18 protein-coding genes are annotated in these 16,656 nt (G+C 72.7%); 14 read left to right on the top strand and 4 right to left on the bottom strand.

Annotated elements, in window-relative coordinates:
- Nucleotides 1–26 precede the first annotated feature (26 nt).
- Nucleotides 27–227, bottom strand: coding sequence for a hypothetical protein (locus MET9862_RS07865; RefSeq protein WP_142582480.1), 201 nt, complete (start codon nt 225–227; stop codon nt 27–29).
- Nucleotides 224–1,294 (bottom strand): hydantoinase/oxoprolinase family protein, encoded by a 1,071-nt coding sequence (locus tag MET9862_RS07860; RefSeq protein WP_142582479.1) that lies wholly within the window; start codon nt 1,292–1,294, stop codon nt 224–226. Before MET9862_RS07860 ends, MET9862_RS07865 begins: the two co-directional genes overlap by 4 nt.
- A 29-nt stretch (nt 1,295–1,323) precedes the next feature.
- Here MET9862_RS07860 and MET9862_RS07855 point away from each other — a divergent pair, with 29 nt between their 5' ends.
- The 3 genes from MET9862_RS07855 (at nt 1,324) to MET9862_RS07845 (ending at nt 3,962) form a co-directional block, all read left to right on the top strand.
- Nucleotides 1,324–2,019, top strand: coding sequence for a HisA/HisF-related TIM barrel protein (locus MET9862_RS07855; protein WP_142582478.1), 696 nt, complete (start codon nt 1,324–1,326; stop codon nt 2,017–2,019).
- A 67-nt stretch (nt 2,020–2,086) separates the two neighbouring features.
- On the top strand, nt 2,087–2,689 hold the full coding sequence (gene leuD / locus MET9862_RS07850) for a 3-isopropylmalate dehydratase small subunit (RefSeq protein ID WP_142582477.1): 603 nt from the start codon (nt 2,087–2,089) through the stop codon (nt 2,687–2,689).
- A gap of 82 nt (nt 2,690–2,771) precedes the next feature.
- A complete protein-coding gene (locus MET9862_RS07845) occupies nt 2,772–3,962 on the top strand; it encodes a lytic murein transglycosylase (protein ID WP_142582476.1) in 1,191 nt (396 codons plus the stop codon).
- A 7-nt stretch (nt 3,963–3,969) separates the two neighbouring features.
- Here MET9862_RS07845 and MET9862_RS07840 read toward each other — a convergent pair whose 3' ends face one another.
- Together MET9862_RS07840 and rplS are read right to left on the bottom strand one after the other, a co-directional pair.
- Nucleotides 3,970–4,440 carry a nucleotidyltransferase domain-containing protein gene (locus MET9862_RS07840; protein WP_244612619.1) on the bottom strand — a complete coding sequence of 157 codons (471 nt, stop codon included), beginning with the start codon at nt 4,438–4,440 and terminating at the stop codon, nt 3,970–3,972.
- Between the two features lie 154 nt (nt 4,441–4,594).
- The gene (gene rplS / locus MET9862_RS07835) at nt 4,595–4,996 is read right to left on the bottom strand and encodes a 50S ribosomal protein L19 (protein ID WP_142582475.1); all 402 of its coding nucleotides are present in this window, start codon (nt 4,994–4,996) and stop codon (nt 4,595–4,597) included.
- Nucleotides 4,997–5,360: 364 nt separating this feature from the next.
- Here rplS and MET9862_RS07830 point away from each other — a divergent pair, with 364 nt between their 5' ends.
- The 11 genes from MET9862_RS07830 to MET9862_RS07775 all read left to right on the top strand — a co-directional run bounded on the left by MET9862_RS07830 (nt 5,361) and on the right by MET9862_RS07775 (nt 16,639).
- Nucleotides 5,361–5,927: a NifU family protein gene (locus MET9862_RS07830; protein WP_142582474.1), complete on the top strand. Its 567-nt coding sequence runs from the start codon at nt 5,361–5,363 to the stop codon at nt 5,925–5,927.
- A 151-nt stretch (nt 5,928–6,078) separates the two neighbouring features.
- Nucleotides 6,079–6,759, top strand: coding sequence for a tRNA (adenosine(37)-N6)-threonylcarbamoyltransferase complex dimerization subunit type 1 TsaB (gene tsaB / locus MET9862_RS07825; protein ID WP_142582473.1), 681 nt, complete (start codon nt 6,079–6,081; stop codon nt 6,757–6,759).
- Entirely contained in the window at nt 6,756–7,277 is a 522-nt protein-coding gene (locus tag MET9862_RS07820) for a GNAT family N-acetyltransferase (RefSeq protein ID WP_142582472.1), read from the top strand. Before tsaB ends, MET9862_RS07820 begins: the two co-directional genes overlap by 4 nt.
- A gap of 10 nt (nt 7,278–7,287) precedes the next feature.
- Nucleotides 7,288–8,172 (top strand): lysophospholipid acyltransferase family protein, encoded by an 885-nt coding sequence (locus MET9862_RS07815; RefSeq protein WP_142582471.1) that lies wholly within the window; start codon nt 7,288–7,290, stop codon nt 8,170–8,172.
- 1,038 nt (nt 8,173–9,210) lie between these two features.
- Nucleotides 9,211–10,548 (top strand): tRNA (N6-isopentenyl adenosine(37)-C2)-methylthiotransferase MiaB, encoded by a 1,338-nt coding sequence (gene miaB, locus MET9862_RS07805; RefSeq protein ID WP_142582470.1) that lies wholly within the window; start codon nt 9,211–9,213, stop codon nt 10,546–10,548.
- Between the two features lie 75 nt (nt 10,549–10,623).
- Nucleotides 10,624–11,739, top strand: a complete 1,116-nt coding sequence (locus tag MET9862_RS07800; protein ID WP_142582469.1) for a PhoH family protein — start codon at nt 10,624–10,626, stop codon at nt 11,737–11,739.
- 2 nt (nt 11,740–11,741) lie between these two features.
- Nucleotides 11,742–12,257: an rRNA maturation RNase YbeY gene (gene ybeY / locus MET9862_RS07795; RefSeq protein ID WP_185156788.1), complete on the top strand. Its 516-nt coding sequence runs from the start codon at nt 11,742–11,744 to the stop codon at nt 12,255–12,257.
- A 30-nt stretch (nt 12,258–12,287) separates the two neighbouring features.
- On the top strand, nt 12,288–13,385 hold the full coding sequence (locus tag MET9862_RS07790; protein ID WP_142582468.1) for a hemolysin family protein: 1,098 nt from the start codon (nt 12,288–12,290) through the stop codon (nt 13,383–13,385).
- 76 nt (nt 13,386–13,461) lie between these two features.
- The gene (locus tag MET9862_RS07785; protein ID WP_142582467.1) at nt 13,462–13,641 is read left to right on the top strand and encodes a hypothetical protein; all 180 of its coding nucleotides are present in this window, start codon (nt 13,462–13,464) and stop codon (nt 13,639–13,641) included.
- 116 nt (nt 13,642–13,757) lie between these two features.
- Complete coding sequence (gene lnt, locus MET9862_RS07780; protein WP_142582466.1) at nt 13,758–15,464, top strand: apolipoprotein N-acyltransferase; 1,707 nt, start codon at nt 13,758–13,760, stop codon at nt 15,462–15,464.
- A complete protein-coding gene (locus MET9862_RS07775) occupies nt 15,461–16,639 on the top strand; it encodes an MFS transporter (protein WP_142582465.1) in 1,179 nt (392 codons plus the stop codon). Before lnt ends, MET9862_RS07775 begins: the two co-directional genes overlap by 4 nt.
- Nucleotides 16,640–16,656: the final 17 nt, after the last annotated feature.

Genomic DNA, 16,656 nt, shown 5'->3' with positions numbered 1-16,656 from the left:
CGGCCGATTGTCGTCGGGCGAGCGGATCAGGCCGCCTCGGGCGGCCCGTCCGGCTCCGGATCGTCGGCCGAGTTCAGGATGTCCTCCAACTCGTCCACCAGCCGGTCGACCTGATCGGGGGTGGCGAGCACCTTCACCACCTCGCCGCCCTGCATCGCCAGGGCGAGTTCGATATGCGGGCCGACCCGGGTGGTGAGGATCCGGGCGAGAATCTTGGCGGCGCTCATGCATCCTCCGGGGCGGCTGGATCGGTGACGGCGAGGAGGCCGACGGCCACGGCCGGGCCGCAGGTGGAGGCCCAGGCCGGATCCCCGGCGATCTGCTCCGCGATCACGTCGGTGAAGGCCAGGGATTGCCGGCCGAGGCGGCGGGCGAGCCCCTCGGCGAGGAAGGCGCCGGCCCCGCAGACCACGACGGGGGCCGCCTCCGGGAGGTCGGGCCGCGAGAGCAGCGTCGCGGCCGCGTCGTGGAGGAGCCGCATCTGCGCCTCGGCGAAGTGGCGGGCGAGCAGGAGCCAGTCGCGCGCGCTGCCCTCCCCGCGGTCGCGGCCGATCATGCGGGCGAGCCGGGCCTCGCTCTCCGCCCGCGACTTGCCCTTGAGGTCGCCGGTCGGCTGCTGGTCGGCCTGCGCGGCGAGGTCGCCGGTGATGCGGTAGACGTCGCCCGCATGCGCGAAGGTCTCGGCCATCAGCCGGGTGCGGCGCCCGCGGAAGGGCGCGTGGTCGGCGAGCGCCAGGAGCGGCGTGCGCACCGCGCCGGTATAGACGAGCTCCCCCGTCTCCAGGCGCTCGGCGTCGCTGTAGCCGGTCGCGGCGGGGCGCCCGCCGACGATCGGGATCAGGTCGGCCGTGGTCGAGCCGATATCGACGAGGAGTGCGTCCGCGACGCTGCGGCCGATGAGGGCGGCGGTGGCGTGCCAGTTGGCGGAGGCGATCGAGGCCGCCCGCCCCGCCGCCTCGCCCGGCGCGCGGAAGCCGTCGCGGCCGGCATAGATCCGCACCCGGCCGGGCAGCGCGCGGGCCGCCCAGGCGGAGAGCTGCGCCACGCCGTCGGTGCGGTCGGCAAAGCAGTCGGTCAGCTCGCCCGTCATGGTGACGGCGTGGTCGGCCGGCTGACGCGCCCAGTCGGGCAGGCCGGCGAGCGCCGTATCGAGGGCGGGCAGGCCGCGCCAGAGCGGGCAGGCCGCCTGCACCACGTCGCGGACCCGGCCGTCCTCGACGAGGGCCGCCTTGACGTGCACCCCCCCGAGATCCCACCCGATAATCTTGTGGCTCGACGGCGTTGCTGCGGGCACGGGCTGACTCGAAAAAGGGGCGGGCGCGTATGGTCGCGGTGATTCCGGTGCTCGACCTCAGGCACGGCCGGGTGGTGCGGGCGCGCCGGGGCGAGCGCGCCTCCTATGCCCCGATCGAGACGCCCTTGGCAAAGGGGTCGGCACCGGAGGCGGTCGCCGCCGGCCTGCTCGCCGCCCTCCCCGCTCCGATCCTCTACGTCGCCGACCTCGACGCCATCGTGGACGGCGCCGCACCCGATCTCACCAGCCTGGAGGCGATCGCCCGCGCCTGCCCGGGCCTTGCGCTCTGGGTGGATGCCGGATTCGCGGAGCCTTCCGCTACTCGGGCCTTCCTCGCCAGCGGCCTCGGCCGGCCGGTGATCGGCAGCGAGAGCCAGCGGGATCTGGGCCTCGTGGCGGAGCTCGGCGACCGCGCGGTGCTCTCCCTCGACAGCCGCGGCGGCGAGCGCCTCGGGCCGGCTGCGCTGCACGCGGATCCATCGCTCTGGCCGGACGACGTGATCGTGATGACGCTCGCCCGGATCGGCGCCGGGGCCGGGCCGGATCTCGACGGTCTCGCCGCGGCGCGCCGCCTCGCGCCCGCCGCCCGGATCTATGCGGCCGGCGGCGTGCGCGGGCCGGACGACCTGCACGCGCTGGCGAGAGCCGGCGTGGCGGGTGCGCTGGTGGCGAGCGCGATCCACGACGGCGCCCTGCGCGCGGAGCATCTGCGGGACCTGCCCTGACGAACTTCCGGCCGGGGGGCGCCGCTGCTATATCGCCGCCTCGGAAACGTGGGCCGACGGCGAGACCATGGACAAGTTCACCACCCTGGAGGGCGTCGCGGCGCCCATGCGGATCATCAATATCGACACCGACCGCATCATCCCGAAGCAGTATCTGAAGACGATCAAGCGCACCGGTCTCGGCAAGGGCCTGTTCGCCGAGATGCGCTACAACGACGACGGCTCGGAGAAGCCCGACTTCGTGCTCAACCAGCCGGCCTATCGCAACGCCAAGATCCTGGTGGCGGGCGACAATTTCGGCTGCGGCTCGTCGCGCGAGCACGCGCCCTGGGCGCTGGCCGATTTCGGCATCCGCTGCGTGATCTCCACGAGCTTCGCGGACATCTTCTTCAACAACTGCGCGAAGAACGGCATCCTGGCGATCGTGGTCTCGCCGGAGGATCTGGAGAAGCTGTTCGAGGATGCCGAGCGCGGCGCCAACGCGACGCTCTCGATCGACCTCGCGGCGCAGACCATCCGCGGCCCCGACGGGGGCACGCTGCATTTCGACATCGAGCCCGCCCGCAAGCACAGCCTGCTGAACGGCCTCGACGAGATCGGCCTGACCCTGGAGCGGGCGCCGGCCATCGACGCCTACGAGGCGAAGCTCGCCGCGCGCGGCTGGGCCTGAAGGCCGGAGCCGCTCACGGTTCCTTTACCTTGATGCCGCCTTGAATGTGCGGCACCGGGCACGACCGCAAGGAGCCGCAGACATGACGCCGCGCGCCACCCTCCTCCCGCTTCTCGGCCTCGCCGGGATGATCGCCGCAGGACCGGCGCGCGCCGACTTCCAGGGCTGCCTCGCCGGCATCCAGGCCCAGGCGGCCTCGGCCGGCGTCTCGGCCCAGACCTTCCGGGCGGCGACCAGCGGCATCACCTACGACGACAAGGTGATCGAGCTCTCCCAGGCCCAGCCCGAGTTCAAGACGCCGATCTGGGACTACATGGCCGCCCTCGTCGATGACGAGCGCGTCGAGGACGGGCGCGCCGCCATGCGCCAGCACGCCGCCGCGCTCGCCCAGGCCGAGGCGCGCTACGGCGTCGACCGGCACACCATCGCGGCGGTCTGGGGCGTCGAGTCGAATTTCGGCAAGAACCTCGGCAAGATGCCGCTGGTGCAGTCGCTGGCGACGCTGGCCTGCTCGGGCAACCGGCGGCGCGACTTCTTCCGTGGCGAGCTGATCGCCACCCTCAAGATCATCGAGCGCGGCGACATCGAGGCCTCGCGGCTGACCGGCTCCTGGGCCGGCGCCTTCGGCCAGACCCAGTTCATGCCGACCACCTACCAGCGGCTCGCGGTCGATCTCGACGGCGACGGGCGCCGCGACGTGGTCGATTCGGTGGCCGACGCGGTCGGCTCCACCGCCAATTTCCTGCGCGTGGCCAAGTGGCAGAACGGCACGCCCTGGGGCTACGAGGTGCGGTTGCCGCGCGGCTTCAACGTCGCGGCGGCGGGGCGCAAGAACAAGCGCCCGGTCGGCCACTGGACCTCGCTCGGCGTCACCCGGATCGACGGCCGCCCGCTCACGGGCGAGGGCCCGGCCGGGATCATCGCGCCGGCCGGCATCGACGGCCCGGCCTTCCTGGTGACGAAGAACTTCGACGCGATCTACTCCTACAACGCCGCCGAATCCTATGGGCTGGCCATCGCCGTGCTCTCGGACCGGCTGCGCGGCCGGCCCGGCGTCCAGGCCGAGTGGCCGACCGACGATCCGCCGCTCTCCCGCGCCGAGCGCCGCGACCTGCAATCCCGTCTGATCCGCCGCGGCTACGATGTCGGCGAGCCGGACGGCAAGGTCGGCCAGAAGACCCGCGACGCGATCAAGGCGGTGGAGCGCGAGCTCGGCATGCCCCAGACCGGCCGCCCGGGCGGCAAGGTGCTGGAGGCCCTGCGGCGGGGGTGAACGCGCCTCATCCGGCCGACGCGGCGTGTGAGATTCGGAGGCCGTCGCGGCGGATCGCCTCGATCAGCGCGGGATTGCTGAACCTGTCCGGATGCGCGAACTCGCCGGTCCAGAACGGCAGCGGCTGGATCAGCACCTCCGTCTCCATCAGCACGTCGACGGCCACCTCGGCCATGTCGAGGGTGACCGTCATGCGGTCGCCCCGCTCCCCGTCGAGGACCAGAGCGAGATCCGCGTCGCTCTCCGCCGTATGGGTCTGCCGGGCGCGGTTGCCGAACAGGATCGCCTCGCGGATCGGATAGCGGCCGTCGAGGTGGCGCAGGAAGGCCTGGACGGCCCGGCGGGTCTGCGCGTCCACGCCGTCCGGCGCCGTCTCGGCCTCGCCGGCATGGGCGAGCACGAGGCGCGCGATCTCGTCCTGCTTCGCGGCGGGCCGCCGCCGCGCCCGCGCCATCGCCCGATCGAGCAGCGCCGTCATTCCTCGCTCCGAAAGCTGGCCCGCAACCTGTGTATCGTACAGGCGATTCGCCGGGAGACCATGGCCCGAGGCGTCCATGAAAAAGCCCGCCCCGGACGGCCCGGAACGGGCTTCTTGCGCAGGAGCGGCCGCGTCGGCGGCCGAACCGTCGAACTTACTCGGCGGCGGCGGGGGCCGCAGCGGCCTTCGGGGCCTTGGCGGTGCGGTCGCTGCGCTCGACGATACGGGCCGACTTACCGCGGCGGTCGCGCAGGTAGTACAGCTTGGCGCGGCGCACCTTGCCGCGACGGACCACCTTGATCGAATCGATCAGCGGGCCGTGCACGGGGAACACGCGCTCGACGCCCTCGCCGTAGGAGATCTTGCGGACCGTGAAGCTCTCGTTGAGGCCGCCGCCCGAGCGGGCGATGCAGACGCCCTCATAGGCCTGGACGCGGGTGCGCTCGCCTTCCTTCACGCGGACGTTCACGATCACCGTGTCGCCGGGCTCGAAATCGGGAATGGTCTTGTTGAGGCGCGCGACTTCCTCGCGCTCCAGCTGCTCGATGATGTTCATGGCAATGCTCCAGCCGTCGCGTCCCTGATCCCCGGATGGGATCGGCACGCCAGGATTTCGGCGATCCTGTTGTGAGTTGGCGGCGCCATTACAGGATCGTGACGGCTTTGTCGATGCTTGAAGGCTCGCCTCAGGCGCCGGCAGCCGCGTCCGCGGCTTTGGCTTCCGCTTCGCTCGACGCCCGGCCGGCTCCGCGCGGCGCTCTCCGCGCCGGCAGGCTCCGCCTGCGTCGGCGGCCCACGCGCCCGGTCTCGGCGTCGGTCTTGCGGTTGAGAAAATCCGCTTCCCGGGCCACATGGAGGGTGGCGCGTCGCGCGCCGTTCCCGGCCGGCCTTGAACCGGCGCAGCGGACGAGGATCCCTTCATGTTCATCCAGACCGAAGCCACGCCGAATCCCGCCACCCTCAAGTTCCTGCCGGGCCGCGTGGTGCTGCCCGAGGGCACCTTCGAGGCGAAGGACGCCGAATCCGCCGCGCGCTCGCCGCTTGCCGCCCGCCTGTTCGACGTGGCGGGCGTCTCCGGCGTCTATGTCGGGCACGATTTCATCTCGGTGACCAAGGCCGAGGGCGGCGATGGCTGGCCCCAGGTCAAGCCCGCCGTGCTCGGTGCCATCATGGAGCATTTCCAGTCCGGCGCGCCGGTGCTGGAGGACGGTGTGGACGCCGCGGACGACACCTCCGAGGAGTTCTACGACGAAGCCGACCACGACACCGTCGTCACCATCAAGGACCTGCTCGAGACCCGGGTGCGCCCGGCGGTGGCGGGCGATGGCGGCGACATCACCTTCCGCGGCTACAAGGAGGGCGTGGTCTACCTGGAGATGAAGGGCGCCTGCTCGGGCTGCCCGTCCTCCACGGCGACGCTCCGGCAGGGCGTGCAGAACCTGTTCCGCCACTTCCTGCCGCAGGTGCGGGAAGTCCAGGCGGTCTGAGGAGCGCCTCGGCGCACAGACGCAGCCGGGCCACACCCCCGGCCCAACAGCACGGGATCACGGCCGCTCCGCCTGACGGGGCGGCCGTTTTGCCGTAGTTTCGCCATCGAAGGACATGGGCCGGCACGGATGCCGGCGGACGGGAGTGAGCGTGCGGATCCTGGCCATCGACACGGCGCTCGACCTCTGCTCGGCCTGCGTCGTCGACGACGCCGCGGCCGGCGCGGTCGCGCAGGAGAGCATGGTGCTGTCCCGCGGCCACGCGGAGGCGCTGCTGCCCCTGGTGGAACGGGTGATGGCCCGGGTCGAGGGGGGCTTCGAGAGCCTGGAGCGCGTCGCCGTCACGGTCGGCCCCGGCAGCTATACGGGCCTGCGCGTCGGCCTCTCGGCGGCCCGTGCGCTCGGCCTCGCCCTGGAAACGCCCGTCGTCGGCGTCACCACCCTGTCGGCGCTCCTGGCGCCGCTGCTCGCCGCCGGGCACGAGGGCACCCTCGCCGCCGTGATCGATGCGCGGCACGGCGCCGTCTACCTGCTCGCCCTGCACGCCACCGACGGCATCGTGGTGCCGCCGACCCATATTCCCCTCGACGCGGCAGCCGACCGCCTCGGACCCGGCCCCGTTACGCTCACCGGCTCCGGCGCGCCGCTCCTCGCTGCGGCCCTCGAGGCGCGCGGCGTCGCCGTGACCGTCTCCGGCACGGGCGGGCCCGACATCCTCTCGGTCGCCTCGCTGGGTCAGGTCGCCGACCCGGCCCAGGCGCTGCCGCGGCCGATGTATCTGCGCGGGGCCGATGCGAAGCCCCAGGACCATGCGAGGCTCGCCCGCCGATGAGCCGCCACGCCTCCAGCTTCTGGCCTCTCGATTGGTGGCTCGCTTGGTGGGACGCCTTCCTGCCCGAGCCCTATGTGGCGCCCCTGACCGATGCCGGACAGGCGTCGGCGCTGGCGCGGCTCCACGCCACCGCCTTCGCGCGGCCCTGGGACGCGCACGAGTTCGAGCGCCTGCTCTGCGAGCGCTCCACCCATGCCCACGCCCTCTGGCGGGCCGGCACGCTCCAGGGCTTCATCCTCTCGCGCAAGGCCGCCGACGAGGCCGAGATCCTCACCGTGGTGCTGTCGCCGGCCGCGCGCGGCGGCGGGCTGAGCCACCGGCTGCTGCGCACCCATCTCGCCGATCTCGCCCGCGCCGGCATCGCCCATGTCCATCTGGAGGTGGACGAGGGCAACGCGCCCGCGCTGAAGCTCTACGCCCGGCACGGCTTCGCCCGGATCGGCGCCCGCACCGGCTACTACCTCAAGGCGGATGGCAGCCGCGCCACCGCCCTGACCATGCGCGCCGACCTCGCGTGACGGGGCGGCCGTGACCCGCCTCGGCATCGCCGCCCGCCTCCTCGTGCTGGCGGCGGGGTTCCTCGTCCTCGTCGGGCCGCACTGGCTGGCGCTCCGCCTCGGGCGGTCCTCGGGCCTGGCGCCGATGCTGTTCCACCGCTTGTTCCTGCGCCTGTTCGCGGTGCGGGTGACGCAGAGCGGCACGCCGCCGGGCCCCGGCGAGGCGGCGCTCGTTCTCGCCAACCACGTCTCCTGGCTCGACATCATCGCGCTCGGTTCGCTGCGGCCTCTCTCCTTCGTGGCGAAGTCCGAGATCGCCGGCTGGCCGGTGATCGGCTGGTTCGCCGTGCTGCAGCGGACGATCTTCATCGACCGGGCCCGGCGCGCCGCCACCGCGGAGGTCAACGCGACGCTGGGCTCGCGCCTCGCCGCGGGCGAGCTCGTGGTGCTCTTCGCCGAGGGCACCACGGGGGACGGGACCCGCCTTCTGCCCTTCCGCTCCTCCCTGGTCGGGGCGGCGCGCACGGCCATCGAGGCGGAGCGCGAGGCCTCGGCCGGCCGGCTCGACCGCATCCGCCTGCAGCCCCTGGCGCTGAGCTACCCGCGCCGCAACGGCCTGCCGGTCACCCGCGCCGAGCGGCCCGACGTGGCCTGGTACGGCGACATGGACCTCGCGCCCCATCTCGTCACCTTCCTGCGCGAGGGGCCCCTCGACCTCCACGTCACCTGGGGGGCGCCCATCGCCTTCGAGGCCGGCACCGACCGCAAGCGCGCCACAGCCCAGGCGGAGGCCTCGGTGCGCGCCGCCCTGCGCGCGGTGCGCGCCGGCCGCGAGCCGGGCCGGATCCCGGACCCGGCCCCACAGCAGGCGGGCGATTTGCCCGGCATGCCGGATGCCGGGATGGCGGGGATCTGACCGGGCGGCGCGTTTGTGGTGGGCCTCCGGGCTTGACAATGTTCCTGTTTTGTGCTCATTTGCTCGCACCTGCCGCCCGGCATCGCAGGGGTGATCCTGCGCTGCCTTTCGGGGGCTCGTCCCGGGGACCGACCGGGAGGGGCGCGGACGGCGGGGCGGTGCCCGCGTCATCGGCCTCGGATCCGGCCGGTGCCCCGGGCGGCGTGCCGACGCAAGGTCTGCTCGGATCCGGGCGGTGAGGCGGGCTGAGGAAATGCGCCCGTCCCGACCCGGTTCTGGGGGATCGCCAGAGACTCGCCGGCCCGACCCACTACGAGGCGGGCCTCGCGCCGGACGGGCGGATGTCAGCGTGCACGGGGTTCCCGTCCCGACAGGGACCGGACCCGGCCAGCGGCAGTCGCGAGGTCGGAGGACGCCGGGACAGACACCGCGACGACAAGACGGCAGGCGCGAGCGGGCCTTGGCCCAGGAGCTTCTGCCGCGGGACGCCGGGGAGCCGGCTTGTGCAACGTTGCGTTTCGGGCTCCGCGGCGTCCCGCGTCACCCCGACCGCGCCAGCCATACCCCCGGCGGAGCATCCGCGCGGGGCCGAAAGCACGTGCGCTGTCTTCCTCGTATTCGCAGGATCCGCGACAGGCCCCTCTCCCGTTCGGGAGAGGGCTGGGGTGAGGGATGAGAACTGTCCGGAGTCGTCGCGACGGCGAAGCGGCTCGTGCGGAGCCCCATCCTGATAATTCTCGACCCTCACCCTGTCCCTCTCCCGAACGGGAGAGGGGACCCGCGCCCCGTCCGGAACCCTTGCTCCCCTTTCCCGACCCTCGCTCACGCGAGGGCCACCCTCTCCCGCAGAGGGGAGAGGGAAGAGAGTCGCGCCCCGTCCCGCCCCTCCCCGCAGCGATGGGGAGGACGGTGCGGGTCTCGCGCGATCGGGCCACATGACCCCGCCGCGACGCGGGGCGAAATCTGTGGTAGAGGCCGCCGCCCGGCCTTGGATGGGGACTTGAGCGGCCGGGGGACGGACAAGCGGGACGGGACGCGTTGAAGAAAGCCTTCGTCAAATCCTACGGTTGCCAGATGAACGCCTACGACGCCGCCCGCATGGCGGATGTCCTCGGCGCCGAGGGCTTCGTGCCGACCGAGTCGGTGGAGGAGGCGGATGTCGTCGTCCTCAACACCTGCCACATCCGTGAGAAGGCGGCCGAGAAGGTCTATTCCGAGCTCGGGCGCCTGCGCGAGCTGAAGGGCGAGCGCAAGCGCGCCGGCCTCGACACCCGCATCGTGGTGGCGGGCTGCGTGGCGCAGGCGGAGGGGGCGGAGATCGTCGCGCGCCAGCCCGCGGTCGACGTGGTGGTCGGCCCCCAGAGCTACCACCGCCTGCCGGAACTGCTGGCCCGCTCCCGCGAGCGCCGCGTGGTCGATACCGAGTTCCCGGCCGAGGACAAGTTCGACCACCTGCCCGCGCGCCGCAACCGCGGGGTGACCGCCTTCCTCACCGTGCAGGAGGGCTGCGACAAGTTCTGCGCCTTCTGCGTGGTGCCCTATACCCGCGGCGCCGAGGTCTCCCGCCCCGTCCCCGCGGTGCTGGCCGAGGCCGAGCGGCTCGTGGCCGAGGGCGTGCGCGAGATCACCCTGATCGGCCAGAACGTGAATGCCTATCACGGGCTGGGCGCGGATGGCGCGGCGGCGAGCCTGCCCGACCTGATGCGCGCCGTTGCCGCGATCCCGGGCGTCGCCCGGATCCGCTACACCACCAGCCATCCCAACGACATGGCCGACGACCTGATCCGGGCCCATGCCGAGATCCCGGCCCTGATGCCCTATCTGCACCTGCCGGTGCAGTCGGGCTCGGACCGGATCCTCAAGGCGATGAACCGCAAGCACACGGGCGACCAGTACCGCCGCCTGATCGAGCGGGTGCGGGCGGCCCGGCCGGACATCGCCCTGTCCTCCGACTTCATCGTCGGCTTTCCCGGCGAGACCGATGCGGATTTCGCCGAGACGATGCGGCTCGTGGCGGATGTGGGCTTCGAGAGCGCCTTCTCCTTCAAGTACAGCCCCCGCCCCGGCACGCCCGCGGCCGAGCGAGCCGACGCGGTGCCCGAGCCGGTGAAGTCCGAGCGCCTCGCCGCGCTCCAGGCCCTGCTCGACGCGCAGCGCCACGCCTATCAGCGCGCGGCCGAGGGGCAACGGGTCGAGGTGCTGGTCGAGAAGGCCGGACGCCATCCCGGCCAGGTCGCGGGCAAGACGCCGCACATGCTGGCGGTCCATTTCGAGGCCCCCACATCGACGATCGGCAGCGTGGTGCCCGTGCGCATCCGCGAGGCGGGGGCGAACAGCCTCTACGGCGAGCTGGCGACCCGGGCCGAGGCCGCGTGAACCGATGCAGCGTCACCCCCTCCCCCACAGTGGCGGGAGGGCGACGGCTGCGCCCCCAATCGAAGGACATCGTTCGTGACGCCAGCTGACGGATCGGCCGGTCGCGGCACGCCGCGCCCGCGGGGCGGCAATCCCCGCAGCGGCCCCTACGAGACTGCCGAGATCTCGCTGACCTTCGACGACAACCGCCTCGCGAGCCTCGTCTTCGGCCAGTACGACCAGAACGTCGCCCATCTTGAGCGCAAGCTCGGTGTGACCGCGACGGCCCTCGGCAACCACCTCGTGGTCAAGGGGCCGCCGGACGGGGCCGAGCTGGCGCGGCGGGTGTTCGAGAAGCTCTACGACCGCGCCCGCGAGGGTGGCCCGCTGACCCTCGGCGAGGTGGACGGGGCGATCCAGGAGGCGACGCTCCAGGGCAACCTGTTCCCGCAGGCCGAGATCCCGGCCGAGAGCCCGGCTGACAGCAACGGCAATCCGCGCTTCGAGCAGATCGCCACCCGCCGCCGCGGCGCGGTCCGCGCCCGCAACGCCGCGCAGGACGCCTACATCAAGCTGCTGCGCACCAACGAGCTGGTCTTCGCGGAGGGGCCGGCCGGCACCGGCAAGACCTGGCTCGCGGTGGGCCACGCGGTCTCGCTTCTGGAGCAGGGCCATGCCGAGCGGCTGATCCTGTCGCGCCCCGCCGTCGAGGCCGGCGAACGCCTCGGCTTCCTGCCGGGCGACATGCGCGAGAAGGTCGATCCCTATCTGAGGCCGATCTACGACGCCCTCTACGATTTCATGGAGGCGCGCCACGTCGACCGCGGGCTGCAGACCGGCATCATCGAGATCGCGCCGCTCGCCTTCATGCGCGGGCGGACGCTGACCAACGCCGTGGTGCTGCTGGACGAGGCGCAGAACACCACCTCGATGCAGATGAAGATGTTCCTCACCCGCCTCGGCGAGGGCTCCCGCATGATCGTCACCGGCGATCCGAGCCAGATCGACCTGCCGCCGGGGCAGAAATCCGGACTCGTCGAGGCGGTGCAGGTGCTCGACGGCGTCGAGGGCATCGGCCGCGTCACCTTCAAGGACGTGGACGTGGTCCGCCACGACCTCGTGCGCCGCATCGTCACCGCCTACGAGCGCGCCGCCCACGGCGAATCGGAGGCCGACCGTAACCCGAACCCGCGGCGGAGGCCGCTCGCCTGACCATGCCGCGCATCGTGCCGCCCGAGATCGACATCGCCGTCGAGGATCCGCGCTGGGAACAGGCGGTCGCGGATCTGGAGGCCCTGGTGATTCGCGCCGTCGAGGCGGGGCTCGCCGCCGCGCCCGAGCCGCCAGCCGGCCCGGTGGCGGTGAGCGTGCTCTTGGCCGACGACGACACGGTGCAGGAGCTGAACCGGACCTGGCGGGGCAAGGACAAGCCGACCAACGTGCTGTCCTTCCCGGCCGCGCCGCAGCCGAGCCATGCGGGCGTCGCGATGCCGTTGGGCGACCTCGTTCTTGCGTATGACACGTTGGTGCGCGAGAGTGGGGAGCAGTCGAAGCCCCTCGGCCATCACCTCGCGCACCTGCTCGTTCATGGCACCCTGCACCTGCTCGGCCAGGACCACGAGACCGGCGAGGCCGAGGCCGACGCCATGGAAGCGCTGGAGATCGCGGCGCTGGCCGGGCTCGGCATCCCGAACCCCTACGCCGACGAGCCCGAGCCCCTGCAGGGCTGAGCGGTCCTTTTCACCTCGAACCCGGACGACATGACCAACGACCGAAGTCGCGGCGCGGCCCAGGCCGCGCCCACCCCAGAGGCCGAGGCGAATCCGCCGCGCGAGCCCTGGTACGACCGCCTGCTGCAGGCTCTGCACCTCAAGCCGCGCGAATCGCTGCGCGGCGAGATCGAAGAGGCGCTCGCCGAGCCCGATACGGGCGATAACGGCTTCTCGCCCTACGAGCGGGCGATGCTCAAGAACGTGCTCGGCCTGCACAAGGTCCGCGTCGACGACGTGATGATCCCGCGCGCCGACATCGTGGCGGTCTCGAGCGAGACCAGCCTCGGCGACCTGCTGCGGGTGTTCCGCACCGCCGGCCACTCGCGCCTGCCGATCTACGACGAGACGCTCGATAACCCTCGGGGTATGGTCCACATCCGCGACTTCGTGGACCACATCGCCTCGCGGGGCGAGGCCGCACCGCGCAGCAGGGCCGCGCCGGCGAGCGGCGCGGATCCCGAGCGGCCGGCGCCCCGCCTCCGGCGCAGCCCCGCCCGAGCGTTGCGCGCCTTCAACCTCGGCAACGTCGACCTCTCGGCCTCGCTCGCCTCCACCAAGATCCTGCGCCCGGTCCTGTTCGTGCCGCCCTCCATGCCGGCCATCGACCTGCTGGTGCGGATGCAGGCGACGCGCACCCATATGGCGCTGGTCATCGACGAGTATGGCGGCACCGACGGTCTGATCTCCATCGAGGACCTGATCGAGATGGTGGTCGGCGACATCGAGGACGAGCACGACGTGGCCGAGGGCCAGCTCGTCCAGCGGGTCGACGGCGAGCCTGAGGTCTTCGTGGCCGACGCCCGCGCGCCGCTCTCCGAGGTCTCCCAGGCGACCGGCGTCGACCTCGTGGCGGCGGTGGGCGAGATGGCCGAGGAGATCGACACCCTGGGCGGCATGGTGGTGACGCTGGCCGGCCGTGTGCCCGCCCGCGGCGAGATGATCGAGGGTCCGGGCGAACTCGCCTTCGAGGTGCTCGACGCCGATCCGCGCCGTCTCAAGCGCCTGCGTGTCCAGCGCGGGCCCGCCCGGATCGAGGCAGTGGTGCCCCTCGCTCTCCCGCCACCGGCGACGCCGCCCGCGGCGTGAGATCCGCTCCGGGCATGAACCCTTCGGGCCGCTCCGGCGTTCTTGCCTGCACAATAGGCAACCCGGAGGAACACTCATGCGCATGCGCACTCTCGTGCCGCTTCTCGGCCTGCTCGCACTGACCGCCTGCAAGGACGAGAAGAAGGCCGAGGCTCCCCCGCCGCCACCTGCGCCGAGCACCACCGCGCCGACGACCCCGGCGCCGCCCTCGGCCAATCCGAACCCCGCGCCCGCCAACAAGCCGGCCGGCCAATAGGTCCGGTTCTCGCGAACGCCCGGGGATAGGCCGCGCCATCGCTGGCCGAACCACCCGGGCGTCACGGTTTCGACGCCTTCCCCCGGTCATGGGATCCCGCTACGGGTCCCGGACCGATGCAGCTCAGCCTTCCTCTCCCTCACCCCCGCGCCGCGGCGCATCCCGGTGAGCCGCCCCGCGGCGCCGCAGGTGGCGTCACGCCCGTCCTGCGCCTGACCGGCTGGCGCCGGCTCGGGCTGGCCTGGCTCGCAGGCGCCTTCGGCGCGCTGGCGATGCCGCCCTTCGGCTGGCTTCCGGCGCTCGCCGTCTCGCTGTCCGTGGCGGTCTGGCTCATGGACGGGGCGGTCGCGGACCGCTCGACCCTGCGCCGCCTGCTGCCCTGCCTCCTCGTCGGCTGGGCCTGGGGCTTCGGCTACCTGACCGCCGGCCTGTGGTGGCTGGGCTCGGCCTTCCTGGTGGAGGCCGAGGACTTCGCCTGGGCGCTGCCGCTCGGCGTCGTCGGCCTGCCCTTCGCGCTCGGGCTGTTCTACGGAGCCGGCTTTGCCGCCGCTGGCCTGCTCTGGCTGCGGGGGCCGGGCCGCATCGCGGCCTTCGCCTTCGGGATCGCCGGGGCCGAATGGCTGCGTGGGCACCTCTTCACGGGCTTTCCCTGGAACACCCTCGGCATGGCGCTCGGCCAGAATCTCTGGCTGATGCAGGCGGCGAGCCTCGTCGGGCTCTATGGGCTGACCCTGCTCGCGGTGCTGATCTGCGCGGCGCCCGCCACGCTGCTCACCGGCTCGAACCCGCGCAGCCGGTTCGGGCCGAGCGCCGCCGCGCTGATCGTGCTCACGGCGCTCGCCCTTTACGGCTCCGCCCGCGTCGGACCGGCGCCGGATCACGTCGTGGCCGGCGTGCGCCTGCGCCTCGTCCAGCCGAACCTGCCTCAGGATGCCAAGTTCCGGCCCGAGAACCGTGAGGACATCGTCGACCGCTATGTCGAGCTGACCCGGCGCGCGCCCGAGCCCGGCGAGCCCCGCCCGACTCATATCATCTGGCCGGAATCCGCCTTTCCGTTCCTGATCCAGCGCGATCCGGCCTCCCTTGCCAAGGTCGGGGCCGGGCTCGAACCGGGCCAGATCCTGCTCACCGGCGCGGCCCGTGCCGAGGAGCCGCTGCCCGGCGAGCGCCTGCGCTACTACAACGCGATCATGACGATCGAGCCGGGCGGTCGGATCGCCGACACCTACGACAAGGTCCACCTCGTCCCCTTCGGCGAGTACCTGCCGGCGCCTCTCGACTGGGCCCTGCGCGCGGTCGGCCTGCGCCAGTTCGTGGCGATCCCCGGTGGCTTCACCGCCGGCAACCGGGCTGCGCAGCGCATCCTCACCGTGGCCGGCCTGCCGCCGGTCGCCGCCACCATCTGCTACGAGGCGATCTTCCCCGGCGCGATCCTGCCGCCCGGCGCGGCCGATGTTTCGGGCGAGCCTCCGGGTCTCATCCTGAACCTGACCAACGACGCGTGGTTCGGTGACACGCCGGGTCCGCGCCAGCACCTCGCCCAGGCGCGGCTACGCGCCGTGGAGGAAGGCTTGCCGCTCGTGCGGGACGCCAATACCGGAATTTCGGCGGTGATCGACGCCCATGGCCGCGTCACCGCGAGCCTGCCCCTCGACAGGGAACGCATCCTCGACGCGGACCTGCCCAGCCGGATCGTCGGCGGTACGCCCTACGCGAAGCTCGGCGACTGGTCGTTCGCGCTGATGCTCGCCGCCTGCCTCGGCGGCGCGTTGCGCGCACGGATCCGGGCCGCGCGGCGCGTCCCGACCGCGATTCGCGGATGACGGCTGCGAGTCCGCGGATACCGAGCCCGCTCCTGCTCGGCGTCGGCCTGATGCTGGTCGCCTTCAACCTGCGCCCGGCGCTGACCACCGTAGGGCCGCTCCTCGCGGCGATCCGCATGGGCACCGGTCTCGGCACCACGGGCGCGGCGGTGCTGACCATGCTGCCGGTGCTGTTCCTCGGCATTGCCAGCGTGCTCGGGCCGCGCGTCAGCCGCTGGATCGGTCCCGACCGCGGCATCCTGCTCGCGAGCGCCGTGGTCGCGGCCGGCCTGTCGCTCCGCGCCCTCGGAGGGCTGGTGCCGCTCTTTGCCGGGGCCTGCGTCGCCGCCCTCGGGATCGGGTTGGCGGGCGTGCTCATCCCAGGTCTCGTGAAGCGCGAGTTCCCCGGTCAGGCCGGCCTGATGACCGGCCTCTACACCATGACGCTCTGCCTCGGGGCGGCCGCAGGAGCCGGCCTTACCGTGCCGCTGCAGGACCTGTTCGGCGGCAGCTGGGCCCTGGCGCTCGCTGCCTGGGCCCTGCCTGCCGTGCTCGGCACCCTCGCCTGGGCGCCTTTCGCGCGCCCGAGTCGGGCTCCGGTCGCCGCGCGTTCCGAGGTGACGCGCCCGGTGGTCTGGCGCTCGCCGCTCGCCTGGCAGGTCACCGGCTTCATGGGGCTTCAGTCCTCTCTCGCCTACATCATGTTCGGTTGGGTGCCCCTCATCCTGCACGATCGCGGACTCAGCGCCGTCGATGCTGGCTTCGTCGCGGCTCTGATGAGCGTCGGTCAGGCTCCTGCCGCCCTGCTCGTGCCGACCTTCGCCGCGCGCCTCAGAGATCAGCGCGGTGCCGCCCTCGCCATCATCGGGCTGACGCTCGCGACCTATCTCCTCGTCGTCTTCGGCCCCCTCTGGCTGGTGGTGCCGGCGACGTTGGGGCACGGTTTCGGCCTCGGCGGCTGCTTCGGGCTCGGCCTGACCATCATCGTTCTGCGGGTCCGCGATGCGGCCGGTGCCGCGGCGCTCTCGGCGATGGCCCAGGGGGTGGGCTACACCATCGCCTCCCTCGGCCCCCTCGGGTTCGGCCTCGCTCACGAGATCGGCGGCGGCTGGGTGCTGCCCTCGACCCTGTTCTGCGCGCTGAGTCTGGGGGCGGCTGCGTTCAGCCTCGGCGCCGGGCGCAACCGGCAGGTGTAAGGATCGCCGGCGCGGGT

Source organism: Methylobacterium symbioticum, assembly GCF_902141845.1.
Taxonomy (GTDB): Bacteria; Pseudomonadota; Alphaproteobacteria; order Rhizobiales; family Beijerinckiaceae; genus Methylobacterium; species Methylobacterium symbioticum.
This window is presented reverse-complemented; position numbering and strand designations above follow the sequence as displayed.